The organism is Enterococcus sp. AZ149, from assembly GCF_051714285.1.
GTDB classification, from domain to species: Bacteria; Bacillota; Bacilli; order Lactobacillales; family Enterococcaceae; genus Enterococcus_D; species Enterococcus_D entomosocium.
In genome coordinates, this window is sequence record NZ_JBIORO010000001.1 from 2139696 (window position 1) to 2165397 (window position 25702).

The following is a 25702-nucleotide window of genomic DNA, read 5'->3' on the forward strand; positions in this document are numbered from 1 at the left end:
TTTCTACTTCTATTTGTCATAGTTTGTTATGACCTTACTTAAAAGTGTAAAGGAAGATGGAGGGAATGAAAAACGAAACGCTCACCAGAAAAAAAGCATCTGTAAGAAAACAGATGCCTAGTAAAACGAAAAAGCTGCGTGAATCAGTAGTGAAAACGCCCACAGGTATCTCACTATTCTTCTGGAAAATCGTAGTGAAATTTCTGGGTGCAGTGTTTGATTTTGCTACTTTTCTAGCAGTTCGAGGAGAGCCCGATGAAAGGCCTCCATCTCCTCCGCGGTCTGTAGAAAAACATCGGGATGACTGTGATGGCTGTCGATCATCCAGTGTTTCGTGTCTGTAACTTTAAGAAAATCTGCTACTACGGCGTCGGTTTGCTGCGGTTGTGCAGCTTGAGCGGTCTTCAAGAGATAGAAATCTTCAATCCCCCGCTGTAGTTGTTTATACCTTAGGGACAACAATAAATGTCCGTGATTGCCAGGATAGACGAAACAAAGATCACCGATCGGTAGTGTGCTCGTATTGTACCGAATATCGGACCGAGCATGTTCTGGCCAGCAATTGTAGGCCCAACGCAGAAAGCCGTCTGTTTTGAACTGATACGATAAGATTCCTTGCATTCGCGTCTCTAACAGGGGACTATGCAAAAAGGTATTTGGTTTGTCCGGATAATTGCAGACATAGTACTGCATCTTGCCCGGATGGCTTTGTGCTAGTGTTTCGTAATGGTTGCAAGTACAGTAATAGGAAGTCACAGGATGATCGATCACTGGCAGCAGCTCAAATAACACGTCTTCTTTATCAAAAGCAGCTTTGATCTGGATCGACGGATCAATTTCTTTTAAAACAGCTAACGAGGCTCGGAAACTGTCGATTTGATGTTTCTTCGGTTCGTCAGAAACGATGCGAACCTTCTCCCACAGATTCTTTCCTTTAAAATAATCAAATACTTGGCGTAGATACTCCTGCAACTCAGCTTTTTGATGAATAAAGCCAAAGGCGCCTTTCCCTTCATCATAAAAGCGAATCACCAATTTTTCTGGATGGTCCAAGTTGACTAACGGAAAAAATGGCGGTTCCCAGACCCCTAATAAACCAAACACGTCAATTTCTTCTTTGATACCCGCAGCAAAAAAACAATCAAGGTAACGTGTCAGCACAGAAAAATCGCAGGAAAGTTCTCCGTCTGGCGTCTTTTTGACCTTTACCATCGAATACTCATATAAATTGGCGGGATAATCTTTGACGATGTAATTGAACCAGCCCTTCCAAGGAATCTCTCCGGCGATCACTGTGATCGCTTTTTGTCCGATCACAGCGAGACTCTCAGCCATTTCCTTGATCAAGTCAAAGTGGGCATCGCTCCATAACGGAACGTCAAAGGTGCGAGCCAAATTGCTGGGCTGCTGCCACATATTTAAGTGGAACGTCTCTAAATAATCTTTTGGAAAAGTAAAAGCGTCCACTTCAATCGTTAGGTTCTTTTCTAACAAGCACTCCTCTTGGCTAGTCAGATGTGCCCGATAGACCTTGATTTTCACAGGATAAGCTTGCGGTTTGATCGTCTCATCGATCTGCCACTCCAAATAAAGAGGCGCAAAGCGATCGCCAGGATAGGTTTTGGCAGTTCGTTCAAGTAATTTATCGGCGTACGCCAATTCCTGCTGACCGACATAATAGTCGACGAATTGCGCTTTGACCGGCAATTCGCTAAAAATCTCAACGCGTATCATGGGAATCTCGATTTCATCGGGGATCGAAAACTCGTCGCCAATAATATAATGATTGCGGTTGCCATCGTGCAGCAGCAACTGACAAGCAGCAGTACTGTTACGAACAGCTGATAACTGTTCAATCGCTTGTGGCTCTTGGGTGATCAATTCTGTTGAAGTCTTATAGCTTTCATGGACCAGGATTGCTTTCATTTTTACTCTTCCTTTCTAGGATCAATCAGCTGCAAAACAAGCGCTTGATAAGAAACATTCTCAAAAGCTTCTGGCATGATCGTTAGTAGTTGCTGCAAGCTGATGTTTTTTACGATTTTTAAGCGGCTTTTGTCTGCCCATGATGGAAAAGCCTGCAACAGCAAGCGTTTGTTTTCACCTGACTCGAGTAATGCCCGAATTGGCCACTGCCCTAAATCAGGAAACAAAGCTGGCTGGGCAACTTTATCTGCCCAGTTCAACTCTAGCCATTCGACGCATTCATCAAACCAACGGGCAAAACGTGGATCAACCATTTCTTTACGATTACCGAAGCGTTCGGTCGCCAAAGAAAGACCGTGACGTCCTTTTTGGAAAATATGACTTTCAAAGGGAACCTCGTGATCTTCTAGGGCCTGCAGATACGCCAATGAATTTTCGATAGGAACGACATTGTCTTCAAAGGTTGAAAACAAAAAGGTGGGCGGCGTATCTTTTGTGACACATTCCTCTAATGAAGGGGCATCGATCTTCATCACAGTAGCAAATGAAGACAATATCGCTGGGTAGCCTAAAATACATAAGCTCGGTTTCATTGAGGAGAGTGTTGATAACGCCGCTGCCAAATGGCCGCCGGCAGAAAAGCCGATCACAGCGATTTTTTCGGCATCGATTCCCCATTCACTTGCAAGTTCTCGGATTTTAGTAATCGCTTTTTCTGCATCTGCTAAGGAATGGCTGAAACTGCGATGTGTCCCTACATGATAGCGTAAGACCCCGGCGTGAAAGCCTTGGGCAGCAAAATTTAAGGCAATTGGCTCAGCTTCCCGCTCACTGCAAAAGGAGTAGCCGCCACCGGGAATCACCAAGACAAACGGACGATCGCCCACCCGTTCATACTCGGCTTTTTCCTCATGCAGGTACACTGTCAAACCGGCTTGCGCTTCTGGATCAAATAGATATTCCTGAAAAAACATCGCTTACTCTCCTAACCCGTTTTTATCGATAACGTTTTGATACCAATAAAAACTATCTTTCTTGTATCGCGCCAAGTCCAACAGCTGATCGTCCGTACGATTGACATAGATAAACCCGTACCGTTTAGCGATGCCTTCGTGAGTACTGACGAGATCAATGGCACTCCACGGGCAATAGCCGATCACATCGACACCGTCTTCGATCGCCAATGCCATCTGTTTTATGTGCTGCTGCAAGTAGTCGATGCGATAATCATCGTGGATTTTACCATCAGTTGTCAAAACATCCTTGGCACCGATTCCGTTTTCCGTGATCAAAAGAGGCAGACGATAACGGGAATAGATTTCGTTCAACGTAAAGCGAAAGCCTTCTGGATCAATAGGCCAACCGAATTCAGTCATGGGCAAATGGGTGTTTTCTACTACTTGGAAAAAGCCAGGAATCCCGAAACCAGACTGTTGATCGAGTTTTGTCTCTTTTTGAAAATAGCTGCTGACGGTCATCGTATTATAATAATTCAATGCGATGTAATCACATGTTCCAGCCGCCAAAATCTTTCGATCTGCTTCAGTGACTGTCGGTGCTGCACCAATCGTCTCTAACAAATGCCATGCGTTATGGTTGTATGTGCCGAAAACAGCCGCATCTAGGAATAACCAATTTCTCAGCGCACTCATAGAAAGAGCTGCCAGCTGATCGGCTGGTTTTTCAGAAGCTGGATAGACACTGGCGATATTCGGTGCTGGGCCAATCTTGCCGCTAAAATTACCGGCATGAAACTGTTGGGTCACCAATGCTTGTGCCACTAGCATATGATGATTTTCTTGAAATTTTTCTTTCATGGATTTTTGACTTGTCCCAATGACCGAACCAGCAAGTGCCATCACATTTTGCTCGTTGATGGTTTGCCATAGCGGGACTTGATGGCCAAAGTTTTCGAACAGTACTTGGCAGTAATCAGCAAATGCTTGGATCGTCTCTCGGTTTTCCCACCCGCCTTGCTTCGCGATCGCAACGGGCAGATCAAAATGGAATACGGTGACGATTGGTTGAATCTCGTTTTCTAGTAGCAGATCGATCAGGTTTTGATAAAACGCCAATCCTGCTGGGTTGACCTGACCATCGGGCATGACTCGACTCCATGATATAGAAAAACGATAGGCTTTTAACCCTAATTCTTTAAACAATTTCACATCTTCTTCATAGCGATGATAGTGATCTGATGCTACTTTAAAATCAGTGGTCCCTTGCGGAATCTCTTTGATGTCTTGCACTGAGGGACCTTTGCCGTCTTCTGCCCATGCGCCCTCTACTTGATAAGCACTAGTGGATGCTCCCCACAAAAATGCTTCCGGAAATTTACTCATCCCACGGTTCCTCCTTGGCTGCGCCGATCAAATTGGCGTCCGCTTGAAAATAAGCGGCTTGGATCGCAACTGGCTGCAGCGTTTTCTCAATGATTGGTGCGGTTTTAAAAATAGCTTGATAGCTGCTAGCTATGGCTTCGATCAAGCGTGGCTGACGGCTGATCCCGCCACCGATAACGATTTTCTCCAGAGCTAAAAGACACTGAAGATCGAAACACAAGACAGCGACTTCTTTGGTATAAGTTAAAAATAAAGCCTCTGCCTCAGGATCAGCAGTTTTCGTAAGGGTATCAAAGACCAAAGGACCATCAGGCGCGATAGCCATACTAGCAGCCAAACGCTCAATTAATCCGACAGCCGAAAGTCCGATCCCCACAAAAGAGTCCGCGCCTCTCATTTGTCGGTCACGAATCATAAAACTGACTTCACCAGCTTGTCCATGATGCCCACGATAGAGTTTTCCATTGAGACAAAGACCAACTCCCACGCCGGTTCCTAAAATGATCGCCGCACCATTTTGGATCCCTTGCAGATTGCCGGCTTTCATTTCCCCTAGCGCGGCGGCTTTTGCGTCGTTTTCGACAGTAACCTCTGTCACCATGCCATCGCTTAACTGGCAGATCAATTCTGGCAAATTTACCCCATCAAGGTATGGCAAGGCACCACCAAAGAAGACCGTCCCTGTTTCATTAACTGAACCAGGGACTGCGATAGCCACTTTCGTGAAAGAAACTTGACGGGCATAGCTTTGGAGGATCGTTTTGATAGTTTCACTAAATGCCGCCAGCGTTGCCGGGGTGGGAAAACTTCGTCCGTCGGTGACTTCATTGTTTTCAACCCATCCCGTTTTGATGTGCGTCCCACCGATATCAATTCCTAAATAAACCAAATGTGCCACTTCCTTTGTTTACGCTTGAATTTCTTCCACGACTTTTTCTGTCATTTTTGCTGCTTCACTTGCTTGCTTTTTTTCAGCAGCCATTTCTAATTCGTACTCTTTTTTATCCGCAATTTTTAGAAACGGATACCACATAACAATACCGATCAGCATACAGATAACCATCAAGATCGTGTAATTGAGCCCTCCTGAAAAGGGCATTTTGATAAAAGTCGGTGTAGTCCATGGCAATAGACTCATGGTTGGATTCAAACTGATTGGGAGGATCGTTGTCGCCAATCCCCAGGTCACAAAGCCAGCGATCAATTGTGTAAAGACTTGCGGAATAAAGAACAACGGATTCAAAATAATCGGCATCCCGAACATGATTGGCTCTGTGATGTTAAAGATCGACGGGATAAACGACAATTTTCCTAATTGTTTCATTTTTGCCGATTTGCTGCGGATCATAAAGAAGGTCACAAAGCCCATGAAGCCAGCAGCATACATGCCCATATAAATCACTGAAGGAATCAGATAAGGCAGCGCTTGTCCTTGTTGGTAAGCGGCAATATTTGAAACGACCATGGTCATACTAATCGCCCCGAGTGGTCCTTGTAAAACTGCATTATGAATTCCGAAAAACCATAAAACAGCTAATACTTCCATAATGATGATGATCGATAGCGGGCTAGCAACTAAGGAGTTCAACGGCGCATTGATCACATCGATAAAGAATTGGAAAATCGAACCGGATGAAGTAAACCCAAATAAGACACGTAAGACAAAGACGACTGCAAAAATGATCGTGACAACAAACACTGGTGCTAAAGATTGGGTTACCATTGGGGGAACACTATCCGGTAGCTTGATCATAATGTTTTTTCTCGATAAGAAAGCATAAAAGCGAGTGACCAACAAAGCGGTCAGCATGCCGATAAACAGTCCTTGTCCGCCTAAGAAATCAAGCTTCAAAGCTCCAATCGTTTGTTCCACTGCTTGACCATCTTGCATAACAGTCGTTGCGACGGTTTGTGGCATCAACATAATGAAACTAGCTAAAGAAATAATCGCCGAATTGCGTTCGTTGCTTCCTAACTGTTTTGCGTAAGAATACGCCAAACTGTAAACGACATACAATGCAAAGACACCAGTTGCTCCATTAGTGATTGCTTCAACATGCTGGAAGATGCCAATTTTCGTCAAATAGTCCGTCCAACCGGGAATCGGAAAATTTCCCACGATCGTGATAAAGGCAATCCCTAAAGTGATGGGACTCGTTCGAATAAAACCTTCCATCAAAGCGGCCAATACTTTGTTTTGTTGTAATTTTTGTGACATTGGTAATAGTTTGCTACTTAAAAATGCTTCTAATTTTTCCATTTTCTCTCACTCCTTTAGTTTAGATCGTTACACTAAGCATCGTTTCTTTTTGATCGATCCGCATTAGAAATCGATAAGTACCTTTGGTTATGTGTTTCTTCCCCTGATTGTCATAGAAAATAAGTTCTGACAACGGCAGTGACAATCTTTGCTCTTTTTCTTCTTGGGATGCGAATGAGATGAGGTCACTCGCAATTAATTGCCGACTTGGACGAACCATTGCTGCTGGGCGTTGCATCAGGTAAATTTGAATGACGGTTTCTGCCGCTGTTGCCGATTGGTTTTTCACTCGATAAGCCAATTGGATCGTCTCACTAGATACTTCACTACCAAGCCATTCACCAGTAAACGTACCATAACTGAGACCTGTCCCAAATGCGAATAAGGGTTCATTGGATTCATCTCGGTATTTTGACAAAAAGCGATCAGAATGCTCACTATCTGTCAAAGGTCTGCCCGTTGGCAGCTGGGCACTGTATAGTGGTATCTGTCCTTCACTGCGAGGAAAGGTCATGGACAGTTTTGCTGTCGGAGAAGCCTGTCCACTCAGCAGATTGGCGATTCCGATCCCGCCCATCGTTCCCGGATACCAAACCAGCAACAGGCTATCAAATAATGCTTCCACTTGCGTTAAGACTAACGGTCTGCCAGTGTAAAGCACGCCGATCAAAGGCTTACCAGTCTTTTTCAACGCTTGGATCAAACGAATTTGTTTCAGTGGCAGCTGCAAATGAGCTTTTGATGCCCCTTCGCCGCTCTCCAAAAACTGCTCTCCAAAAGTCAAGACGATAACTTCGGCGGCTTCGGCGGCTTCCATGGCTTCCAAAAGCAACTGATCTTCTGGTTCGATCGGTCCATTCAGCTGTTCGATCCCGGCTTTTAAAGGACCAAATTGCTCATACGAGTCGAATAGATTGTATCCACGAGCAAAGATCAAGTTTTCGGGTGCGAAATGCTGCAGCAAACCGGTTTTTAAAGGAATCGTGTCTTGTGGCTTGCCGCTGACTGACGCCCAAAAACCTAAGGTCAACCAGCTTTCTCCATAAGGACCGATCACAGCGACGGTTTGGTCCTTTTTCAAAGGTAAGCTGCCCTCATTTTTTAAAAGCACACAGCTTTTTTCTACTAGCTTAACGGCTAGCTCTTTGGCTTCATCCGACAAAACTTCTCCCGTCTGTTGCGTTTTCAACCCTCGATAAGGGTCTTCAAACAGTCCTAGTTGATTTTTTAATACCAGAATACGCCAAACTGCTTCGTCTAATAAAGCCGCGAGTTCAGGTTGCTTGATCAGTTCTGGTAAGTAAGTTGCATAGACCGATGTCATCATATCAAAATCAACGCCCGCTTCCAAACCTTTCTGAGCGGCCTCCCGTTCATCTTTGACAAAACCGTGGGGGACCAATTCTTTGATGGCGGCATGATCGGAGACCAGTACCCCATCAAAACCGAAACGTTCGCGCAAAATCTCTCGGTTCAACCAGCGGCTACCCGTTGCAGGTTCACCATTCAATAGGTTGAAGGCTGTCATCACTAGCAGTGCTTGGGCTTCGATCGCCGCTTGATAGGGTTGCAAATATTCATTGAATAAGCGCTGATTGGACATATCGACCGTATTGTATTCTCTGCCCGCTTCGGGTGCACCATAACCAGCAAAATGTTTGATGCAAGCAGCAACGTGATTTTCTGCCACTCCTTGATCAAGATTGCCTTGGTAGCCGGTCACGACGCTTTTAGCAAAACGTTTTGCCGTATACACATCCTCTCCTGGCGACTCCATCACTCTGCCCCAGCGAGGATCGCGAACAAGATCCAGCATGGGTGAAAAGATCACATGAAGGCCATTTTGGTAACATTCTTTGGCGGTCATCTCAGCGGCTTGCTCGATCAAATTAAAATCGTAGGAACCTGCTTGGGCAAGGGGAATCGGAAAAATGGTCCGAAACCCGTAGATGACGTCCGACATAAACAGCATAGGAATCTTGAGTCGGCTGTGTGCTAACGTTTCCCTCTGTAACTGAATCAATTTTTGGTAATCGTTCACATTATAAATCGAACCAATCTCGTGAATCTTCAAATTTGGTGGAAGCCCTAAATCGTGCATCGGGCCAGTAGTCATCACCTCATTTTCAATGACTAAACTGCCATTCAATTGAATCGTCTGAGCGATTTTTTCTTCTGGCGTCAATTGCTGAAACAATTCTTTCAATTTTTTACTATCCATGTTTGCTCCTTCCTGTAACCGTTTTATTTATCTGAATTATAGAAAGAATCCTTCCTTAGATATACTAAAAAACTAGTGTTTATAATAAATTGTTTATTGAATGCTAAAAAATTTACGTTATACTAAAAGAAAAAACAATGTTTGGATTTTGAGGTGTCTCATGAACAAAACAACACTTACGACCGCCATGGATCTGCTGTATCGCAAATATTTGATCCCGATGATTCTCTTGGATCAAGAAGGGACTCCGCTGTATCCCCCACTCACCTTAACAGCCAAGAATCCTCTGAAACACTATTTGGAAGAAACGAACGGCCCAGTTGCAAATCTCTATCATTTCGGCAAATATATGCTTGGTTGTTTTGCGTTTCAGTTAGCTGGAAAAACCTGTTATATGGTCATCGGACCCTGTGGTGTGATTGGTACACCAGATACGTCATACCTATTTCTTGAACATGAATACCACTACAATGTGCACTATTCCAAAGAAGACAAATACTCCTTTGAAGAATACATCCAGCTGCTTTATACGCTGTTTGCGGAGCAGAAGTTGGCAAAAGACCAAATCCATTGGCATTACCAAACTGAATCCCACGACCGATCCATGCAAACAGATCTTAGCTTGGAAACCAATCTTTATGAACGCCGTGTGCATGAAGCTACCTTTGATTCCTATCATTTTGAATTGCGCTATCTTGACTACATCAAACGAAACGAGCCGGAAAAAGTAGTCTGGGTATTTAACAAAATGAAAGAGACCTACAGTGTTTCCCTTTCCCCTCATGAACTTGAAGGCTTAAAGCTAAAGTTTTCGGCCTTTGTCGCTGTCGTGACCCGCATGAGCATTGATGAAGGAGTACCAGTCAACCAAGCATTCGGCTTATCTGATTCCTTGATCCAAGGTCTGGTTTATATTCATTCTGCCGAGGAGTGCCTCCGCTATATCAAAGAAGCCACCTACCGCTTTATGGAGCTTCTGCATAGCTATCCGCTGGCGCAAAAATCACTGTTGGTCAAGACGATTGTGAATTATGTCGACAGCCATCTCTATGAAAAAGTGACCATTGATGATCTCGCAGCCATCACTCAAAAACATAAGACCCATCTATGTAATCAGTTCAAAAAAGAAATGAACAAAACGATCCACAGTTACATTCAGGAACGAAAAATCAGTGAAGCCAAACATTTATTGTTGTTCACAGACTATTCCTACGAAAAAATCAGCACCCAATTAGCCTTTGCCAATCAGAGCCATTTTATCCGCAATTTCAAAGCAGTTACGGGGCAAACACCAAAAGAATTTAAAGAGCAGCATTACGCCCATGCTTTAAGTTGAAAACACAATTTACGAAAAAATGCTCAGAAACAATGGTTATTATTTTTAATAACAAGCGTTGTAAGCTATCCTTTTACTCAAATCAATTTGAATGAGGAGAGATAAAATGATCCAACTTGCTCGCTTGATCTTTTGGGTACCAGTCATCTTTTTTTCGTTAGGATTGATCATCTTAACGAAACGAGTGCCGCGTTTCACATGGGTTTCCTTATGCATCACGGTTTCTTTAGTGATCTTTGTTTGTAAGATTTTAGAGTATTCCTATACGATGCCTGACATGCAGCTAACTTTCTATTTTATGGGTTTCTTGATTTCGGCTAGTCTTCTTTGTTTTATTTTCTACTTGAGGATCAGAAAACGGTGAATGACAGTGGCGGGTTTTCCACATAAATTAGTCAGGTCCCCAGTAACTAGGGACCAATAGCTCCATCAAATACACGGGTTTCTTCCTATCTTTTTAAAGAACTCCCCTCCCCTGAAAAGGGGCTTTTTTATTGCTAGTTCTGATTCTAACCTCAAGCTTACTGTGTTACTCTAGAAAGATTCGAATCAAAATACAAGGATGTGCCACTCGTTTTTCTCCCCCCTTCCTGCACACGATCGTTATTCCATGAGCTCCTTGCCTTTTTAACGAACTAAATATATAATGAATTTGCAAAATAATAACACGAAAGAACAAATCATCTATCCTCATAAAAGGAGCTTACCCTATGAACTGGCTGACCTTTGTCGTCCAACCACTGACCCTGTTGTTTTTTCTTACAGTATTCTCTCTTGTCTATTTGATGCCCGAAGCCGTTGTGCCTAAGCCCAAAATGAAAAAATGGGCGTTGACTGTTTCTTTGATTTATCTAGCATGGCAGCTGCTGATTCCCTTTTTCTTCTTTTTTTACTGAGCACAACAAAAAAGCGGCTCTCTTTTTGAGAGCCGCTTTGGTTTATTTTTAATCCTGTAACAAACTACCACCATTGGTGGCAATGACTTCTTTGTACCAGTAGAAACTATCTTTGCGAGAACGATCAAAGCTGCCATTTCCTTCATCATCCGCGTCTACATAGACAAAGCCGTAGCGTTTCGACATTTCTGACGTTGAAGCCGAAACTAAGTCGGTACAACCCCAAGGCGTATAGCCCATCAATTCCACACCATCTTCGATCGCTTCATACATTTGTTCGATATGCGCCTTCAAATAATCGATTCGATAGCTGTCATGGATCGAACCATCCTCTTCCACCGTATCCAAGGCACCTAAGCCGTTTTCAACGATAAACAATGGTACTTGGTAGCGGTCGTACAAGTTATTCAAAGTCACACGCAAGCCGATTGGATCGATTTGCCACCCCCAGTCAGAGGCTTCCAAGTATGGGTTTGATTCGCCTAAAGAAAAGTTGCCGGCCGTTGCTTCGCCGCCTTCTTCAGGATTGTGGCGGGCAATAGAACTCATGTAGTAAGAAAAGGACATGAAGTCGACAGGGTATTGCGCAAGAATGTCTAAATCGCCATCTTCGAAGGTCACTTCGATGCCGTTTTCTTTAAAGAAGCGCTTCGTATACGCTGGATACTTCCCACGAACTTGGACATCAGAGAAGAAGAGATTCTCGTGGTCACGCTTGATTTCTTCCATCACATCTGCTGGATTTGGTGTAGCTGGGTAGGCTTGCATCCGTGCCAACATCATCCCTACTTTGATATCAGGATTGATTTCGTGGGCAAATTTTGTTGCTAAACTAGAAGCCACAAATTGATGATGCACAGCTTGATACATGTCAGAAAGGTTTTGCGTGCCATCTTCGGATAACAAGGCACCGCCAACATAGCCAGAGATCCCCATGATATTGATTTCATTGAAGGTCAACCAATATTTGACTTTGTCTTTGTAGCGGGTCAACACAGTTTCTGCGTATTTGACGAACAAATCGATCACTTGGCGATTTTTCCAGCCGCCATAGTTTAACGCGATCCCGATAGGTGTTTCGTAGTGAGAGAGGGTCACTAAGGGTTCGATCCCGTATTTTGCACACTCATCAAACACGTTGTCATAAAATTGCAAGCCTTCTTCATTTGGCTGAACATCGTCACCATTTGGAAAAATTCTTGACCAAGCGATGGACAGACGGAACGTTTTAAAGCCCATCTCTGCGTACAAGGCGATATCTTCTTTGTAACGATGATAGAAATCTGATCCCCAACGTTTTGGATACAAGCCTTCTTTGTCATTTAAGGCAAACAAGACTTTTTCCCGAGTCATTGGTGCAGCAAATTCTGCCATGTTTTTGCGGTCTTCTGGTTTGACAGCGATCGCCGTATCGGATGTCGCTGGGCCACGTCCGCCTTCGTTCCATGCTCCTTCAAATTGGTTGGCTGCAGTGGCGCCGCCCCATAAAAAGCCTTCTGGAAATTGTTTTTCTGTCATGATTAGCCTACTTTCTTTTTCTTTATTGATCGACACAGCGGATCAGCAAGAAAGCATTCTTACTGATCCTACGACGTGCCGATAAACGCATTTATTTTACGACTTCGATCAAATTGTCGTTCGCTGTTACTTCTTTTGACTGTGTCGTTTGGATGTCACTGTAGTCGTTAGAGTTTGTGACGATGACTGGTGTCAGTAAGGAATAGCCTTCCGCACGAATCGCTTCAGTATCAAATGAGATCAATTTTTGACCGGCTTTGACTTTGTCTCCTTGGTTGATGTAGGCAGTAAAGTGATTGCCTTCAAGTTCCACCGTATTCATGCCGATGTGGATCAATAATTCTGTCCCATCCTCAGTGACTAAGCCGATGGCATGTTTTGTTGGAAACAAGATTTTGACTTCTGCATCTGCTGGAGCAGTGATTTCACCGATCGCTGGTTCAACGGCGATCCCTTTTCCCATAGCACCTGAAGAAAATACTTTGTCTTCCACATCTGCTAAAGCAACCACTTGACCGGTTACTGGGCTTTTGACTGTTTCATCTTTGACGCTGGCAGAAACGGTTTTCGCTTCTGGTGCTGGTGCTGCTGGTGTTGCTTGACCGTCGACTGGTGAATCAACAGTTGTATACAAAGTTGGTACTTTCAATAACATCATGATGATAAATGACGCTACGATTGCAATAACTGTACCGATGGCTAAGTGGATCACGCTATGGAAGCTGCCTGTTGCTGGATCGATATATGCAGGATACAAGAAGATGCCCATACCGCCCATTGCGTAACCAGTGACGTTAAAGATTGACAAGTAGATACCGACGAAACCTGAAACTAAACAAGAAACGATAAATGGTGTTTTCATTGGCAAAGTATAACCGTAGATCGCAGGTTCAGTCACACCGAAGATCGATGAGATCAATGCTGGCATTGCGCCTTGTTTGACTTTTGGTTCTTTCGTTTTCAACCAAATCGCTGCTAACACACCCGTTTGCGTGAAACATGGTAGCACTGCGGCGGTCAAAATAATCGAAGAACCGTTTTGCGCCATATCCATGATCGCCAATGGCACAAGACCCCAATGAAGACCAAACATTACCAATACTTGCCATAATGCCCCTAAAGCAAATCCATAAATGATTGGGCTGAAATCATAAACCGCTTGGAAAGCAATACCGATCCAGCTAGATGCTGTATTTGCGACTGGACCTACCACAAAGAAGGTCAACGGCACAGTGATCAAAATCGTTACAAAAGGAACCACAAACATTTTGACTACATCAGGTGTAACTTTGCGCATAAACTGTTCAATTTTCGAAGCGACAAAAATCGCTAAAATAATCGGCAGTACGCTATTAAAGTAGCCACCTGCTGGTAAGGTCAAGGTTAGACCAAAGACTTTGCTCGCTTCAGCAACGCTTTCTGCTAAACCAGGATAGACCATCGCACCTGCAATCGCTAATGCTGTATAGGTATTCATCTTGAATTTCTTTGCAGCAGTTACGGCTAAGATCATAGGTAAGTATTGGAACAAACCATCGCCTAGGGTATTCATTACTACATAGATTCCATTGGTCGCTTCCATCCCAGTTGCTGCAAGTAGCGCCGTGATCCCTTTTAAAATACCGGCTGCCGCTAATGGACCTAAGAACGGTTGAAACAAGCTTGAGATGACATCGATAAAGCGGTCAAACAAACTGCCTTTCTTTTCGTCGCCTTCGTCGATATCAAGACTGCCGCCATCGGCTAATCCGCCGACTTTCAGCACTTCATCGTAAACATCTGGCACATGATTACCGATAACCACTTGGTATTGTCCGCCTGCTTTGACAACGGTCACGACACCGTCACGTTTTTGCAAATAATCTGTGTCTGCTTTGCTTTCGTCTTTTAAGTGGAAACGTAAGCGAGTCACGCAGTGTTTTACAGAAGAGACATTTTCTTTGCCGCCAACGTGGGCCAAAATGTCTTGTGCTAATTCAGTATATTTTGCCATTTTGATTTCTCCTTTTTAATAGATCATTTAATAAAAATAAAAAGACCGGCCATTTCTACAATAAACAAGCAGGAGTATCACCCATAAAAAACGAGACGGGTCTCCTCAACGAGTATTGTAAGAAAGTGCAGGTCTTGCCAGCCGAACTGTAACGAATCCATTTCCATTCTTAGGTTAATTTTGAGTGAGCGGCTAAGTTACCGATATGCAGAATCAAATACATCAATTCCATATCGTTGACATGCCAGCCCTTTTGTTCAAATAAGTATTCTTTGATCGAATCTGCGGTTTCTTTTTCTTTCGGATAGCTGCTGAAAGCCAAGGCAATCATCGGATTAGCCAATACTGGCTCTTCTTTTTCTTGACTTTGTCGAATTAAATAATAGCGAATGTGGGTCACAAACCGTTGGAAGTAGGAAGAATTCTCATCGTACTCGATGTTCATGCTATACTTAACGATCCGTAAAATATTGTTGGTCAACTCGGTGTGCTCATAGGCACTTTGATTGGCGCTTTTTTCAATTTGCGCATTGACGAAATGCAAAGTGATAAACGCAGCTTCTTCTTGCGAAAAATCGGGATACAGCTCTTTGCGGATCAACTCGACCGCTTGGACACTGACCGCATATTCCTTGGCATAGATTTTCTTGATTTCCCAATGCATGGGATTGGTCAAAACAATTTCTTGCTTTTGACGACTGATGGCAAACAAGATATGATCCATCAGTGTGAAATAAACGTTTGGATTGAAATCGGTTCCAACACTTTCCCGAAAAAGACGCACGATTTCATAAATGACGGCCATTTGTTTCTCGTCAGCCTTCGTCATGACTTTCGACATATGTTCCACTGTCAAGTCATCTTCTGGGTAGTATTTTTTTTCGATTCGCTCAGCCGGAATCAGGTCACCCGGTTTCGTTTGAAAGCCGATCCCTTTTCCCATTAGGATCACTTCAACTTCATCTTCTTTTGAAAGTACAACATTGTTGTTGATCCTCTTGATAATCTTCACGAACGATCCTCCTTGATCAGCATAGCGCATACACAGCTTTGCATCGTTTGACGTCTATGCAGAAGGTCTTGTATTTTTTTCTTTCTCTGACTTGCCATTAAGTGACGAGGTGAATGTCTGCTCCAGGCAGTACTGTAGGATATCGTCAAACCTAGCTGGCACTTCATTGCGTTTTACTTCTCCCCTCCTTTGATGATCAATGACTGGACCTTACCTTGGAACCGGTTCTTTTTTTAGCGAATAGAAATAATGGAGCAAAAAAAGAAGACCAAAGCAAAAAAGTGTACAACCCAAGAAACCTTGGGTAATCAATGCACTTTTTTCCTCTGGTCTTGCCTGCCGAACAGTAACGAATCCAGTAATGAGAACACTCTCGTGTTCCGTTGAGATAATAGTACTCATTCTGAGAAAAAATGTCAACACTTTTTTTGCAAACGTTTTTCTTTTTTTGATTTTGACTTTTTTTCACTATCTTTCTCACTGAATTTCTTGTCTAGCTTTGGTCTTTTAGTTCACTTGAAATACATGGTTTACTGTGTAGCACAATAAGACCACAAAAAAACCGTAATCTTCGTGCATTACGGTCATAGCTGGAAGTATGATGCTTGAAAGACGATCAATCACAAAGAATCAGAAAATTGGGGAAGGTCTGGTGCATGACAGACATTCAATGGGACTGACCACCTTGCGCGATTCATGCGTTTCATGACTTCCACAAACGAAAAGGTCTCTTTGAGTGGGGGAATCAACCAAATAACCTTTCGATTCTTCAAGATCTTCTCTTTCCTGCTTAGAATGTTCGCAGTTCGCCGCGAAAAAAGCAGGACGTAAACTAAATTTCATTTATCAATCTGTCACTGATCCTTCAATGACAAGTATCTAAATGAAAGCCTGTACTAGTTTTTAAATGGGTTGATTTCCCAAGGACCAAATGGTTCAAATTCCATGAAAAACGACCTCCTTTATTATTTGCTATACCCTATTATATTTGATAACATGTTATTAAAATCACATTGTTCAGAAATGCGTCACAATTAAGGAGGTCCCCCATGAAACAGCAAGGCTCTTTAATCAAAAAACTGCGCACAGATCGCAAAATCTCGCAAGCCAAGCTTGCCGAAGGTATTTCCTCTCGTACCACCCTTTCTTCTTTCGAAAATCGCAAAACAAATCTCTCTTCACAAACCTTGTTTGACTACTTAGACAAAATGAATATCACGGTTCATGAGTTCAGTCTGTTGATCGACAGCGAAGCCACAGGACAGAAACGTCAGCTGGTGCAAGATTTCTATACCCGATACTATGATCGAACACTGACTATCGACTACTTGACTAGCCTTGAGGAACGCTACTTTGAGACACAAAATTTTTTTTATTATTCTTTGTATGTCCAAGGCCTGCTGCTGCTCAACCGTGAATCATTTCTGATGAATCGAGGAGCTTACACCCAAGAAGTTGAACTGGTAAAGCAATACTTGTTTGATATCGAAACCTGGGGGCGCTTTGAGTTGAACTTATTCTCAAATTTGTTATTTATTTTCGACCAAGAAACCATCAGTTACTATTTAGATCATGGGATCAAAAAAATTCTTCGCTATGCCAATGATCCCTTTTATGCAAATCTGTTAAGTGTTGTGATCTTAAATGGCTGCGCCTTTGCCAGTGAAAGTAAGGATTCCTATCTGCTTAACAAGTTTCTGCTTTTGTCTCATCCCTTGCCTAATACACCTCTGTATTTTTATTTGAAAATCCATCAAGTCTTGTATCAAGAAATTTACTCCTATTTGCAATCTTCTCAATTAAACAAAGAAGTGTTAAGAAACAGCTTAATCGTTATCGAACAAGCTGGTTACCAGAACCATAAAAATGACCTGCAAAACTTGATTCATACCGTGACGAATATCTCCATTTAACATTTTTCCCTTTGAATCATCCTATATCCTTACAAACATGATTTATCTTTTTCGTAAACGCCTGTCTGCTTATTGAAGGACAGGCGTTTTTCAGTCAAATGCTAGCCTAACTTGTACACAAAAAACCAGTTAGGTGCGTAGACCTAACTGGTTTTCGGGCTAAAATCTTAAAACGTATCTGGTTTATCCTGACCCAGATTTGATTTTACACAACTCATCCCTCCGGTTAACTATAGAAGTAAACTGAGCTGGCTTTTCAGAAAACGACAAAAGCGTTGTTCTCTTTTGATTTCAGTGATTCAACAAATCGATTAGCGAGATTCTGAAGTCACTCCAACTCGTGCCCATGGATTATGATCTGAATCATATGCCCACGTAAAGTTTGCGACACGATCAGAGACCGGCAAAACTTGGTTACGGTACAATGTCGGAATAGCAAACGCTTCTTCAAATGCATATTCTTGCCATGCATCAAATGCTTCTTTACGTTTTTCTTCATCGAAGGAATCATTTGAATCGATGGCTGCTAACAATTCTGTATTGCGTTCAGACTCGTAACGAGTGTAGTTAAAGGCTGAATTTGGTCCCCATAAGCTAGTTGGTGATGGATCTGATCCAGTAGACCAAGCAGCTTGGAAAACATCGATATCTGGATCATCATTTTTCAACTTGTCATAGAATGCTTGGAAGTCGATCAAACGACCTGTAGAGTATTGGACATCCAAACCGATTTCTTGCCATTGTTGGACATAGTAATCTGCCAGTGGTTGTGCCACTTCTCCACCTGACATTGAAGCAAAATTGATGGTTAATTTATTGCCATCTGGATCTTCCCGGAAGCCATCACCATCAACATCGATAAAGCCAGCATCATCTAGGAGTTGATTTGCTTTATCCATATCTAAGTGGTAACCTTCCACATCAGTGCTGTGCAAACTACCATAAACCGGTGGGATCAATGTTGTACCATTTGAACGCAAGCCATGGTAGAAACGCTCACCAATCGCATCATTATCGATAGCATAGCCCATTGCTTGACGCAATGCTTTGTTGGCCATTTTTGCGTTTGGATCAAAATCAACACTATTTGTTTCGTCATTCCATGTTCCTAAATTAAAACCAAGATAGGTGTAAGATTGTTCTGGTCGTCCTAACATTTGGTAGCCATCCATATCTTGATACGTATCGAACGTATCTGTTGGCATTTTCAATACTAAATCATATTGTTTTGCATTTAGTGCTTCATTGATCGATGCAGATGGAACATTACGCATCACAATTTTTTCTAATGTTGGTGTTCCCCCATAATAATGTTCATTCGGAACATACTCTACGGTTTCCCCAGGTACGATATTCGTCATCTTGTAAGGACCAAAACCAATTGGGTTTGTCCGTACAGGATCACTGGATGGCATATCTGCTACTTCAATACCTTCAAAGGTATGTTTTGGTAATGCCGCGTTCCAAATTGCTCCACCGGATTGCTGCATTCCAGGATGCATTTCCTTAAATTCGATCTCAACTACTTTATCGCTAACTGCTGTGATCCCAGAAATCGTATCTGCTTCACCGCTATGGTATTCTTCCATTCCAACAATATTAGTAAAGTCATTATTGTAGCGAACGCCATCATAGTCTTGATGACCAATGACTTCATAAGAAAAAATGACATCTTCGGCTGTAACATCTACCCCGTCCGACCATTTTAGTTCATCACGTAATGTGATCGTCGCTTTATTGTTTTCGACATCCAAGTCTAAGTCTGCAGGTCCACCATCAATAATCTTAAAATCCTCATCTTGTAAGAATAGATATTCATGACTTGGTAACATAAAGTCACGGTCATAGGCATCCTGATAGAACTCCCACTGGAATAATCCTTGGAACTGAGTGTCCATTACTACAGCAACGTCTAAAACTCCACCTTCAATCACTTCATCATCATTGACTACCGCTAGCGGTAATGTGCTGATATCTGATGCTGCAGCGTCTGATGACGACTCTCCTGTATCTGTCGAACCTGTTCCACCTCCGTTACTTTGTCCGCAAGCCCCTAAAACAAGCGCTGCCAATAAAGTAATCATGCCAAACTTCGTTTTCTTCATACTCTTCCTCCTTATTAAATCCCCTCATTTGTGATTCACTGATAAAAAAACCAAGCAAACAGTTTTTTTTATCTTAAAATGGCTTTTTTATTAGAAAATCTGAACGAGATTAACTAAATTATAACAATTTTCTCAAAACTCTTTCCGTCAATAATTTCATCAATCTATGAAATTATTGAAAATAAGACGAAAATCATTGATAAATCGCTATTGCTTTTTTTCAAATATCCTTAAGTTTTTCTTTTATGACGTTCCTTTTCTCTCATATTTTTCGAAAAACGCCTTGTGGAAACTGTCAAAAAAACCTTCTTAGACGAGAAAAGATGTGATACTATGAAAAAAAGGAGCGTTCAGTGAAACTATGTCAGACAAACGAATTTTCTTACAAACGAAATCGAAACCTTTTGCACCGATCTCACAGCTCTTAACTCAGCGGTTGCTTCTGGCTTACAGCTGTGTGTTGATTCTACTCGGCTTGTTCACCTCGCCGCCTCAGGCATTGTGGCAAGGATCGCTGGCTATTTTGAATGCCCCTAGCAATTTGATTTCTGATTATTTTGCAATCGGCAATCTCGGAAGCGCCTTTTTGAATAGCGGCTTATTGACTTTGATTAGTATCCTGCTTGCTAAAAAGCAAGGAACCATTATTAGTGGTCCGATGATCGCCGCTTTCTTTACCATATCCGGCTTTTCTTTTTTTGGAAAAAACATCTTTAACTCAATCCCCATTCCCTTGGGTGTCTATCTATACTCTTACATACAGCAACGGCCCTCAACCCAGTACTCACTTGTCGCTTTATTTGGTAGTGCTGCCTCACCCGTCATTAGTTACTTAGCATTTGGCTTAGGCTTACCTTTGCCCCTAGGAATCGCGTTAGGTTATGGAATCGGCATTTTGATTGGCTTAACACTCCCCCCACTGGCAGCACAATTTTTACAATTCCATCAAGGATTTTCTTTGTACAATATTGGCTTTGCCACCGGTATTATCACTATGTTTTTCACTAGCTTTTTAAGATTATTCGACATGGAAGTCTATTCGAACAAGCAATTGACGACTGACTATCACTATTATCTGACGGCTTTCTTGCTCATCCTTTGTTTTTTCTTGTTTTTTATTGGTTATTTTTTAAATAAACGATCGGTAAAAGGTTTAACGGATCTTTTTAAAACTTCTGGGAAACTGATGACCGATTATGTCACAATTTTTTCACTAGGAATCACCATGATGAACATGGCAATGATGGGGCTCTTGATGTTAGTCTTTATTTTCCTGCTGCAAGGCGAGCTTTCCGGTCCACTTTTAGGGGCTGTATTGACCGTGATTGGTTTCAGTGCCTTTGGAAACCATTGGAAAAATAGTTTGCCCGTGATGATTGGGGTGGTTTTAGCCACCAAAGTCGGTTTGACTTCTGATGTATCCACCTTCAGCTTATTACTCACAGCGATCTTTGGAACAAGTTTAGCTCCGATCAGTGGGTATTATGGTCCTGTAGCTGGTATCTTAGCAGGCATCGTCCATGCAGCACTGGTCACAAATATCACTTATTTACATGGAGGATTGAACTTATACAATAACGGTTTTTCCAGTGGATTTGTCGCGGCGGCAATGGTACCATTGTTAGATGAATACCAACAAATCAGAAGGCGGCGAAAAAAATGATTGAAAAAGAACGGGCACGACGAATCGTCGATGAAGTAGTCACCTACTTTTTGTCCCATGACTGTCAAAAGATAACGAGCGAGATGGCCTTTGAAGCAGAAGGTTTCAAAGCAGTCGTGCAGGGCCCTTTCCCTGAACAGCCCTCTGATCTAGAACATTTTATCAACATGCTCAATACACCAAGAGACAGTACCTTGGAAAACTATTACGTTGAACTGTTGGGCGGTCATCAAACGATCCATGAAGAAAAAGATTACTATTTATTGGGATTAATGATCGATGAAGCCGCCATTATGTATGATGAGGGACAACTAGTCGTTGAACTGTTTCGCAAAAAATATGACTGAAGAGTAACAAGCAAACGACGTTTCTGATTTGTGGATCACACAATTCAGAAACGTTTTTTTGTTCGTTCCTCGTGACAAAATTGAAAGTTTATTGATAGATTTTTCACACTCCTTTTCAGAAAACTAGCGTTATACTTTCATCATAATAAAAAACGAGGTGACCTATTTATGAAAAAATTTTTGATTGGACTAGCAGTTGTCGTGCTTGTGGGATTTGGTGCATTGCAAATTGCTGAATCAGTCATCATGGGAGGCGACAGCTATTATGTCCAAATCACGACAGATGGCGAAAAGACGACTTCTAAAGATGACAGTGGCAATGTCTATACTCAATACCACTATGAACTACCGGCTTATGACGAAAATGGCAAAAGCAAAACCCTTGATTTCAATGGTTTCCAAGAGCGGCCTTTGCGTAAAGAAGCCTATTTGAAACTTACTTGGAATGAGAAAAAAGGCGTGACCAGCTATGAAGAGGTCAAAGAAAAAGACATTCCCGCAAAAGCACTAACTCAATTAAAAGGAGCGTAACTTAATCATGGAAAAAATTATTCAAGCAAGTGAACTTACTAAAGTTTACGGAAAAGCCAACGAAAAACAAACCGAAGCCTTGAAAGGCATCAGCTTTGATATTGAAAAAGGTGAATTTATCGGAATCATGGGAGCTTCAGGCTCCGGTAAGTCTACCTTGTTGAACATTCTTTCAACCTTGGATCATCCAACCAAAGGTATGATCCGCATCAACAACAGCGATATCACCAAACTAAAAGGCGATGCCTTGGCAGATTTTCGCAGCCGTGAAATTGGCTTCATCTTCCAAGATTTCAATCTCCTAGAAAACTTAACAGCTTCTGAAAACATCGCGGTGCCCCTTTCTTTACAAGGGGTCAAACCAAAGATTATCCAACAACGGATCAAACGAGTCGCAGAACGTTTGTCTATCACGCATATCCTCGACAACTATCCGGCAGCAATCTCAGGTGGGCAAAAACAACGGGTGGCAGCCGCTCGAGCCTTGATCACGGAACCAACGATTCTTTTTGCGGATGAACCGACAGGTGCCTTGGATTCAAAAAGTGCCAAAGACTTATTAAATATGATGGACGACTTGAATACCAATGACCAAGTATCGATTTTATTGGTCACTCATGATCCCCTTTCTGCCAGCTATTGCCAACGTATTTTATTTATCAAGGACGGGAAGATCCATCAAGAAGTGAAACGTGAGGATCAAAGCCGGGAAGAATTTTACCGCAAGATCCTTGTCATTCTAGGAAACTTGGAACAATAAGGAGGAAGAACACATGCTTTGGAAATTATCACTTACCGGAATCAAAGGCCGGTTGAAGGATTATATCGTCCTCTTTTCTGGTTTAGTCATGGCCTCAGCCATCTTCTATATGTTCGAATCAATGGCCAGCAATGAAGCCTTTTTAAAAAGCAACTCGATCATCAGTATGGTGGTCTTTATCTTTCGCTTTGGTTCTGTCTTATTGGGGATCATCACCTTTGCCTACATTTTATACGCCAATTCTTTCTTAATGGCGATGCGGCAAAAAGACTATGCCATGTTTATGATGCTAGGAGCCAAAGGACGTAAGATCGCCCAAATGATTTTCATTGAAACATTCTTGGTCGGGATCGCCGCCACTGCTGTTGGTTCTTTACTAGGTATTGGATTAGCCAGTGGTGTCAATACCTTACTAGTGAACCAATTAAATTTACAGATCAGCCATTATGCGGCCTTTAATCTACAAGCATTAGTCGTGACACTTGCCTTCTTCTCGATTCTCTTTTTGATCGCTGCTATCTTTAATGCACGGGCAATTGCCAAAAAATCAATTTTAGCCTTGTTACGAGAAACCAGCACACCGGCGCAAGTCAAGCAACGTCCTTTCATGCTCTTTTTGCAAACTGTCTTAGGGATTTGTTCTTTAGCAGTCGGTTATTATATGATGAGCGACTTGATGAAATTCCAATTGGTGGGGATCGGTGTTGCCCTAGTTACTATTATTTTAGGGACTTACCTCGTCTTTCGTTCCGTGATCATCACGATTTTATCTTTACTGAAGAGGACCGATGCCATTGCTTTGAAAAGGTTAAACAATTTCACCTTGTCTCAGCTAAGCTTTCGGATTCGTGATTATACGCAGATGCTATCGATGGTAGCCATGCTCTTTGCTCTTGCATTAGGTGCCTTGACTGTTGGTCTGGGCTTCAAAAACGAGATCCCAATTATGGCAAAATCCGTTGCCCCTTATGACTTGTATTTGAATAATGCCCAAAATGCTTCTGACGAAAAAGTTGCAGCCTTAAAGCCGACTCTTGATGTCACTTATAGTCTGAAGGAAACAGACGACACCCTTTATTACAATAAAGATCAATTCAACAAGAACAACTTGCTCAGCACCAGTACGAATCAGTTGAGTATCGACGTTACCTACAACAAGCTGTCGGGAGACCAATTAGCCAAAGATATCACCGCGCAGGACCAATTGCGTAGCTACCTCTTGCCAGAACAACGAGGCAAAGAGATCCAAGTTGTCGATCAAACCGCTTTTGACACAATCAATGCCCCTGAATCCAGCTTGCGAATGGTGCAAGTCAAAGACTTTCAAGCAAGTTACGATGCATTACATGAATTGGCGCAAACAAACCAAGAAACCAATACTACTGAAACTGCCGATACGAATTTTTCGCAACGGGTCTTCGTCTATGACACGTATAATGGTCTCTTCTCCGGTTTTGAATTTATGGGCTTTTTCTTGGGGATCGCGTTCTTGACGATGTTAGCAAGCTGCTTGATGTTTAAAATTCTTTCTGGGGCCAACAGCGACATTCAACGCTATACGATGTTGAAAAAAATCGGAACCCGGACTAGCTTATTGAAAGGATCGATCCGCAAAGAGATTGGTGTGCTCTTCCTAGTTCCTGGTATCTTAGGGATGATCCATGTCTTGTTCGGATTACAAATGTTCACAACATTGATGATCGATCCATACCACGATCTATGGCTGCCCTTTGGCATCTTTATTGCTCTCTATGCCATTTATTACGTGGTGACCATCTGGTTATACACCAACATCGTTTTACGACCAAACAAAAAATAACTCGTACAGACTTTCCGAATTGCTCAACGCAAAGAGACCATCAATCCGCTTGATGGTCTCTTTCATTTCGTCGCTCTTCTATCGAAAAAAAACGCCGTTAGCTTTGAGGTTTAACGCCCATATGCATCGCGGCCGCACCTCCTGCATAGCTTTTGACTTGCAGCACATCAAAGCCAGCTGCCTGAAACTCCCGTTTCAATGCCTCCTTGTCAGGAAAATCCCGCGCAGACTCCTGGAGCCAGGAATATTCTTGATAGCTTTTGGCGAACAATTTGCCAAATAACGGCATGACATGGTGAAAATAAAAAGTAAACAGTTGCCGCCAGCCGATCAGTGCGGGCTGTGATGTTTCGAGACAAACGATTTTCCCGTCTGGGCGCAGCACCCGATGGATTTCCGCCAAGACTTGTTGGCGATCCGCGACATTTCTCAACCCGAACCCGATCGTCACATAATCAAAGTGCGCGTCTGGAAAACTTAATGCCATCGCATTGCCGGTCTGCCACTGGATCTGCGTTTGTTGCTTTTTCTGTGCCTTTGCTTTGGCAACCGTTAACATTTCTTCGCTAAAATCAACGCCGGTCACTTGCCCCGTCGGACCGACCGCTTCATTTAAAGCAAACGCCCAATCCCCGGTCCCGCAGCATAAATCTAATATCTCAGCACCCATTGGTACTGCCATCCGTTTCATGGTGTCCTTGCGCCACCGTTTGTGCAGCTGAAAGGAGATAATACCGTTCATTCGATCATAACGGGAAGCGATCGATTCAAATACATCATGTACTTTGGTTTCTTTGGCTGTTGTTGCCATTGCGGCACGTCCTTTCTTTGTTCCCTTCGTTTTGCTGTTGCTTCACGTGCTTCTGCTTTTTAGTCTAGCACGAAAAAACCTGCGGAACAAAAACCCTGCTTTCTCCTTTTCCTCCAGTCATTTTCCCACCAAAAAACAGCCTTTCCTACATAGATCCCCACGTTGTTGACCAAGGCAATTCGGTCAGCAACAAGCGGATCCAGCAGTGAAAGACTGTTCTTCTTCTGTTTGTTTTAAAACAGGTTGTTC

20 protein-coding genes are annotated in these 25702 nt (G+C 42.7%); 9 read left to right on the forward strand and 11 right to left on the reverse strand.

All coding sequences use genetic code 11. From position 1 onward, the window contains the following. Window positions 1-225: 225 nt before the first annotated feature. Genes IGI94_RS10050 through IGI94_RS10075 form a run of 6 tightly spaced genes read right to left on the reverse strand, consistent with a single transcriptional unit; the run spans window position 226 to window position 8749 of the window. On the reverse strand, window positions 226-1926 hold the full coding sequence (locus IGI94_RS10050; RefSeq protein ID WP_438899682.1) for a DUF4091 domain-containing protein: 1701 nt from the start codon (window positions 1924-1926) through the stop codon (window positions 226-228). A gap of 2 nt (window positions 1927-1928) precedes the next feature. Continuing rightward, window positions 1929-2900, reverse strand: a complete 972-nt coding sequence (locus IGI94_RS10055) for an alpha/beta hydrolase (RefSeq protein ID WP_061054302.1) — start codon at window positions 2898-2900, stop codon at window positions 1929-1931. 3 nt (window positions 2901-2903) lie between these two features. Next, entirely contained in the window at window positions 2904-4268 is a 1365-nt protein-coding gene (locus IGI94_RS10060) for a glycoside hydrolase family 1 protein (protein WP_438899683.1), read from the reverse strand. Continuing rightward, window positions 4261-5166 carry an ROK family protein gene (locus tag IGI94_RS10065; RefSeq protein ID WP_087663953.1) on the reverse strand — a complete coding sequence of 302 codons (906 nt, stop codon included), beginning with the start codon at window positions 5164-5166 and terminating at the stop codon, window positions 4261-4263. Before IGI94_RS10065 ends, IGI94_RS10060 begins: the two co-directional genes overlap by 8 nt. A 9-nt stretch (window positions 5167-5175) precedes the next feature. Continuing rightward, complete coding sequence (locus tag IGI94_RS10070) at window positions 5176-6528, reverse strand: PTS sugar transporter subunit IIC (protein WP_438899684.1); 1353 nt, start codon at window positions 6526-6528, stop codon at window positions 5176-5178. Between the two features lie 19 nt (window positions 6529-6547). After that, entirely contained in the window at window positions 6548-8749 is a 2202-nt protein-coding gene (locus IGI94_RS10075; RefSeq protein ID WP_438899685.1) for a glycoside hydrolase family 3 N-terminal domain-containing protein, read from the reverse strand. A gap of 100 nt (window positions 8750-8849) precedes the next feature. Here IGI94_RS10075 and IGI94_RS10080 point away from each other — a divergent pair, with 100 nt between their 5' ends. From IGI94_RS10080 to IGI94_RS10090, 3 genes are all read left to right on the forward strand, one after another. Beyond that, the gene (locus IGI94_RS10080; protein ID WP_438899686.1) at window positions 8850-10085 is read left to right on the forward strand and encodes a helix-turn-helix domain-containing protein; all 1236 of its coding nucleotides are present in this window, start codon (window positions 8850-8852) and stop codon (window positions 10083-10085) included. 106 nt (window positions 10086-10191) lie between these two features. Next, window positions 10192-10449 carry a hypothetical protein gene (locus IGI94_RS10085; RefSeq protein WP_438899687.1) on the forward strand — a complete coding sequence of 86 codons (258 nt, stop codon included), beginning with the start codon at window positions 10192-10194 and terminating at the stop codon, window positions 10447-10449. 346 nt (window positions 10450-10795) lie between these two features. Next, window positions 10796-10981 (forward strand): hypothetical protein, encoded by a 186-nt coding sequence (locus IGI94_RS10090; protein ID WP_142971674.1) that lies wholly within the window; start codon window positions 10796-10798, stop codon window positions 10979-10981. 48 nt (window positions 10982-11029) lie between these two features. Here the strand turns inward: IGI94_RS10090 and IGI94_RS10095 are convergent, their stop codons facing one another. The 3 genes from IGI94_RS10095 to IGI94_RS10105 form a co-directional block, all read right to left on the reverse strand. Next, window positions 11030-12499: a glycoside hydrolase family 1 protein gene (locus tag IGI94_RS10095; RefSeq protein ID WP_086299326.1), complete on the reverse strand. Its 1470-nt coding sequence runs from the start codon at window positions 12497-12499 to the stop codon at window positions 11030-11032. A 91-nt stretch (window positions 12500-12590) separates the two neighbouring features. Continuing rightward, window positions 12591-14492 (reverse strand): beta-glucoside-specific PTS transporter subunit IIABC, encoded by a 1902-nt coding sequence (locus IGI94_RS10100; RefSeq protein WP_005235158.1) that lies wholly within the window; start codon window positions 14490-14492, stop codon window positions 12591-12593. Window positions 14493-14661: 169 nt separating this feature from the next. Continuing rightward, the gene (locus tag IGI94_RS10105) at window positions 14662-15504 is read right to left on the reverse strand and encodes a PRD domain-containing protein (RefSeq protein ID WP_008378663.1); all 843 of its coding nucleotides are present in this window, start codon (window positions 15502-15504) and stop codon (window positions 14662-14664) included. 1049 nt (window positions 15505-16553) lie between these two features. Between IGI94_RS10105 and IGI94_RS10110 the strand changes: the two genes are divergently transcribed. Then, window positions 16554-17417: a helix-turn-helix domain-containing protein gene (locus IGI94_RS10110; protein WP_008378664.1), complete on the forward strand. Its 864-nt coding sequence runs from the start codon at window positions 16554-16556 to the stop codon at window positions 17415-17417. A gap of 311 nt (window positions 17418-17728) precedes the next feature. On the opposite strand, the gene IGI94_RS10115 is transcribed toward IGI94_RS10110, so the two are convergent. Continuing rightward, the gene (locus tag IGI94_RS10115; RefSeq protein ID WP_438899688.1) at window positions 17729-19522 is read right to left on the reverse strand and encodes an oligopeptide ABC transporter substrate-binding protein; all 1794 of its coding nucleotides are present in this window, start codon (window positions 19520-19522) and stop codon (window positions 17729-17731) included. 361 nt (window positions 19523-19883) lie between these two features. Here IGI94_RS10115 and IGI94_RS10120 point away from each other — a divergent pair, with 361 nt between their 5' ends. The 5 genes from IGI94_RS10120 to IGI94_RS10140 all read left to right on the forward strand — a co-directional run bounded on the left by IGI94_RS10120 (window position 19884) and on the right by IGI94_RS10140 (window position 24642). Beyond that, on the forward strand, window positions 19884-21185 hold the full coding sequence (locus IGI94_RS10120) for a DUF1576 domain-containing protein (RefSeq protein WP_218192944.1): 1302 nt from the start codon (window positions 19884-19886) through the stop codon (window positions 21183-21185). Further along, entirely contained in the window at window positions 21182-21532 is a 351-nt protein-coding gene (locus tag IGI94_RS10125) for a hypothetical protein (RefSeq protein WP_008378669.1), read from the forward strand. The genes IGI94_RS10120 and IGI94_RS10125 overlap by 4 nt, the downstream gene beginning before the upstream one ends. Before the next feature lie 168 nt (window positions 21533-21700). Continuing rightward, window positions 21701-22063: a YxeA family protein gene (locus IGI94_RS10130; RefSeq protein ID WP_005235132.1), complete on the forward strand. Its 363-nt coding sequence runs from the start codon at window positions 21701-21703 to the stop codon at window positions 22061-22063. Window positions 22064-22070: 7 nt separating this feature from the next. Then, a complete protein-coding gene (locus IGI94_RS10135; RefSeq protein WP_086332504.1) occupies window positions 22071-22823 on the forward strand; it encodes an ABC transporter ATP-binding protein in 753 nt (250 codons plus the stop codon). A 13-nt stretch (window positions 22824-22836) separates the two neighbouring features. Beyond that, window positions 22837-24642 (forward strand): ABC transporter permease, encoded by a 1806-nt coding sequence (locus IGI94_RS10140; RefSeq protein WP_005235129.1) that lies wholly within the window; start codon window positions 22837-22839, stop codon window positions 24640-24642. 97 nt (window positions 24643-24739) lie between these two features. Here the strand turns inward: IGI94_RS10140 and IGI94_RS10145 are convergent, their stop codons facing one another. After that, window positions 24740-25453, reverse strand: a complete 714-nt coding sequence (locus IGI94_RS10145) for a demethylmenaquinone methyltransferase (RefSeq protein ID WP_438899689.1) — start codon at window positions 25451-25453, stop codon at window positions 24740-24742. Window positions 25454-25702: the final 249 nt, after the last annotated feature.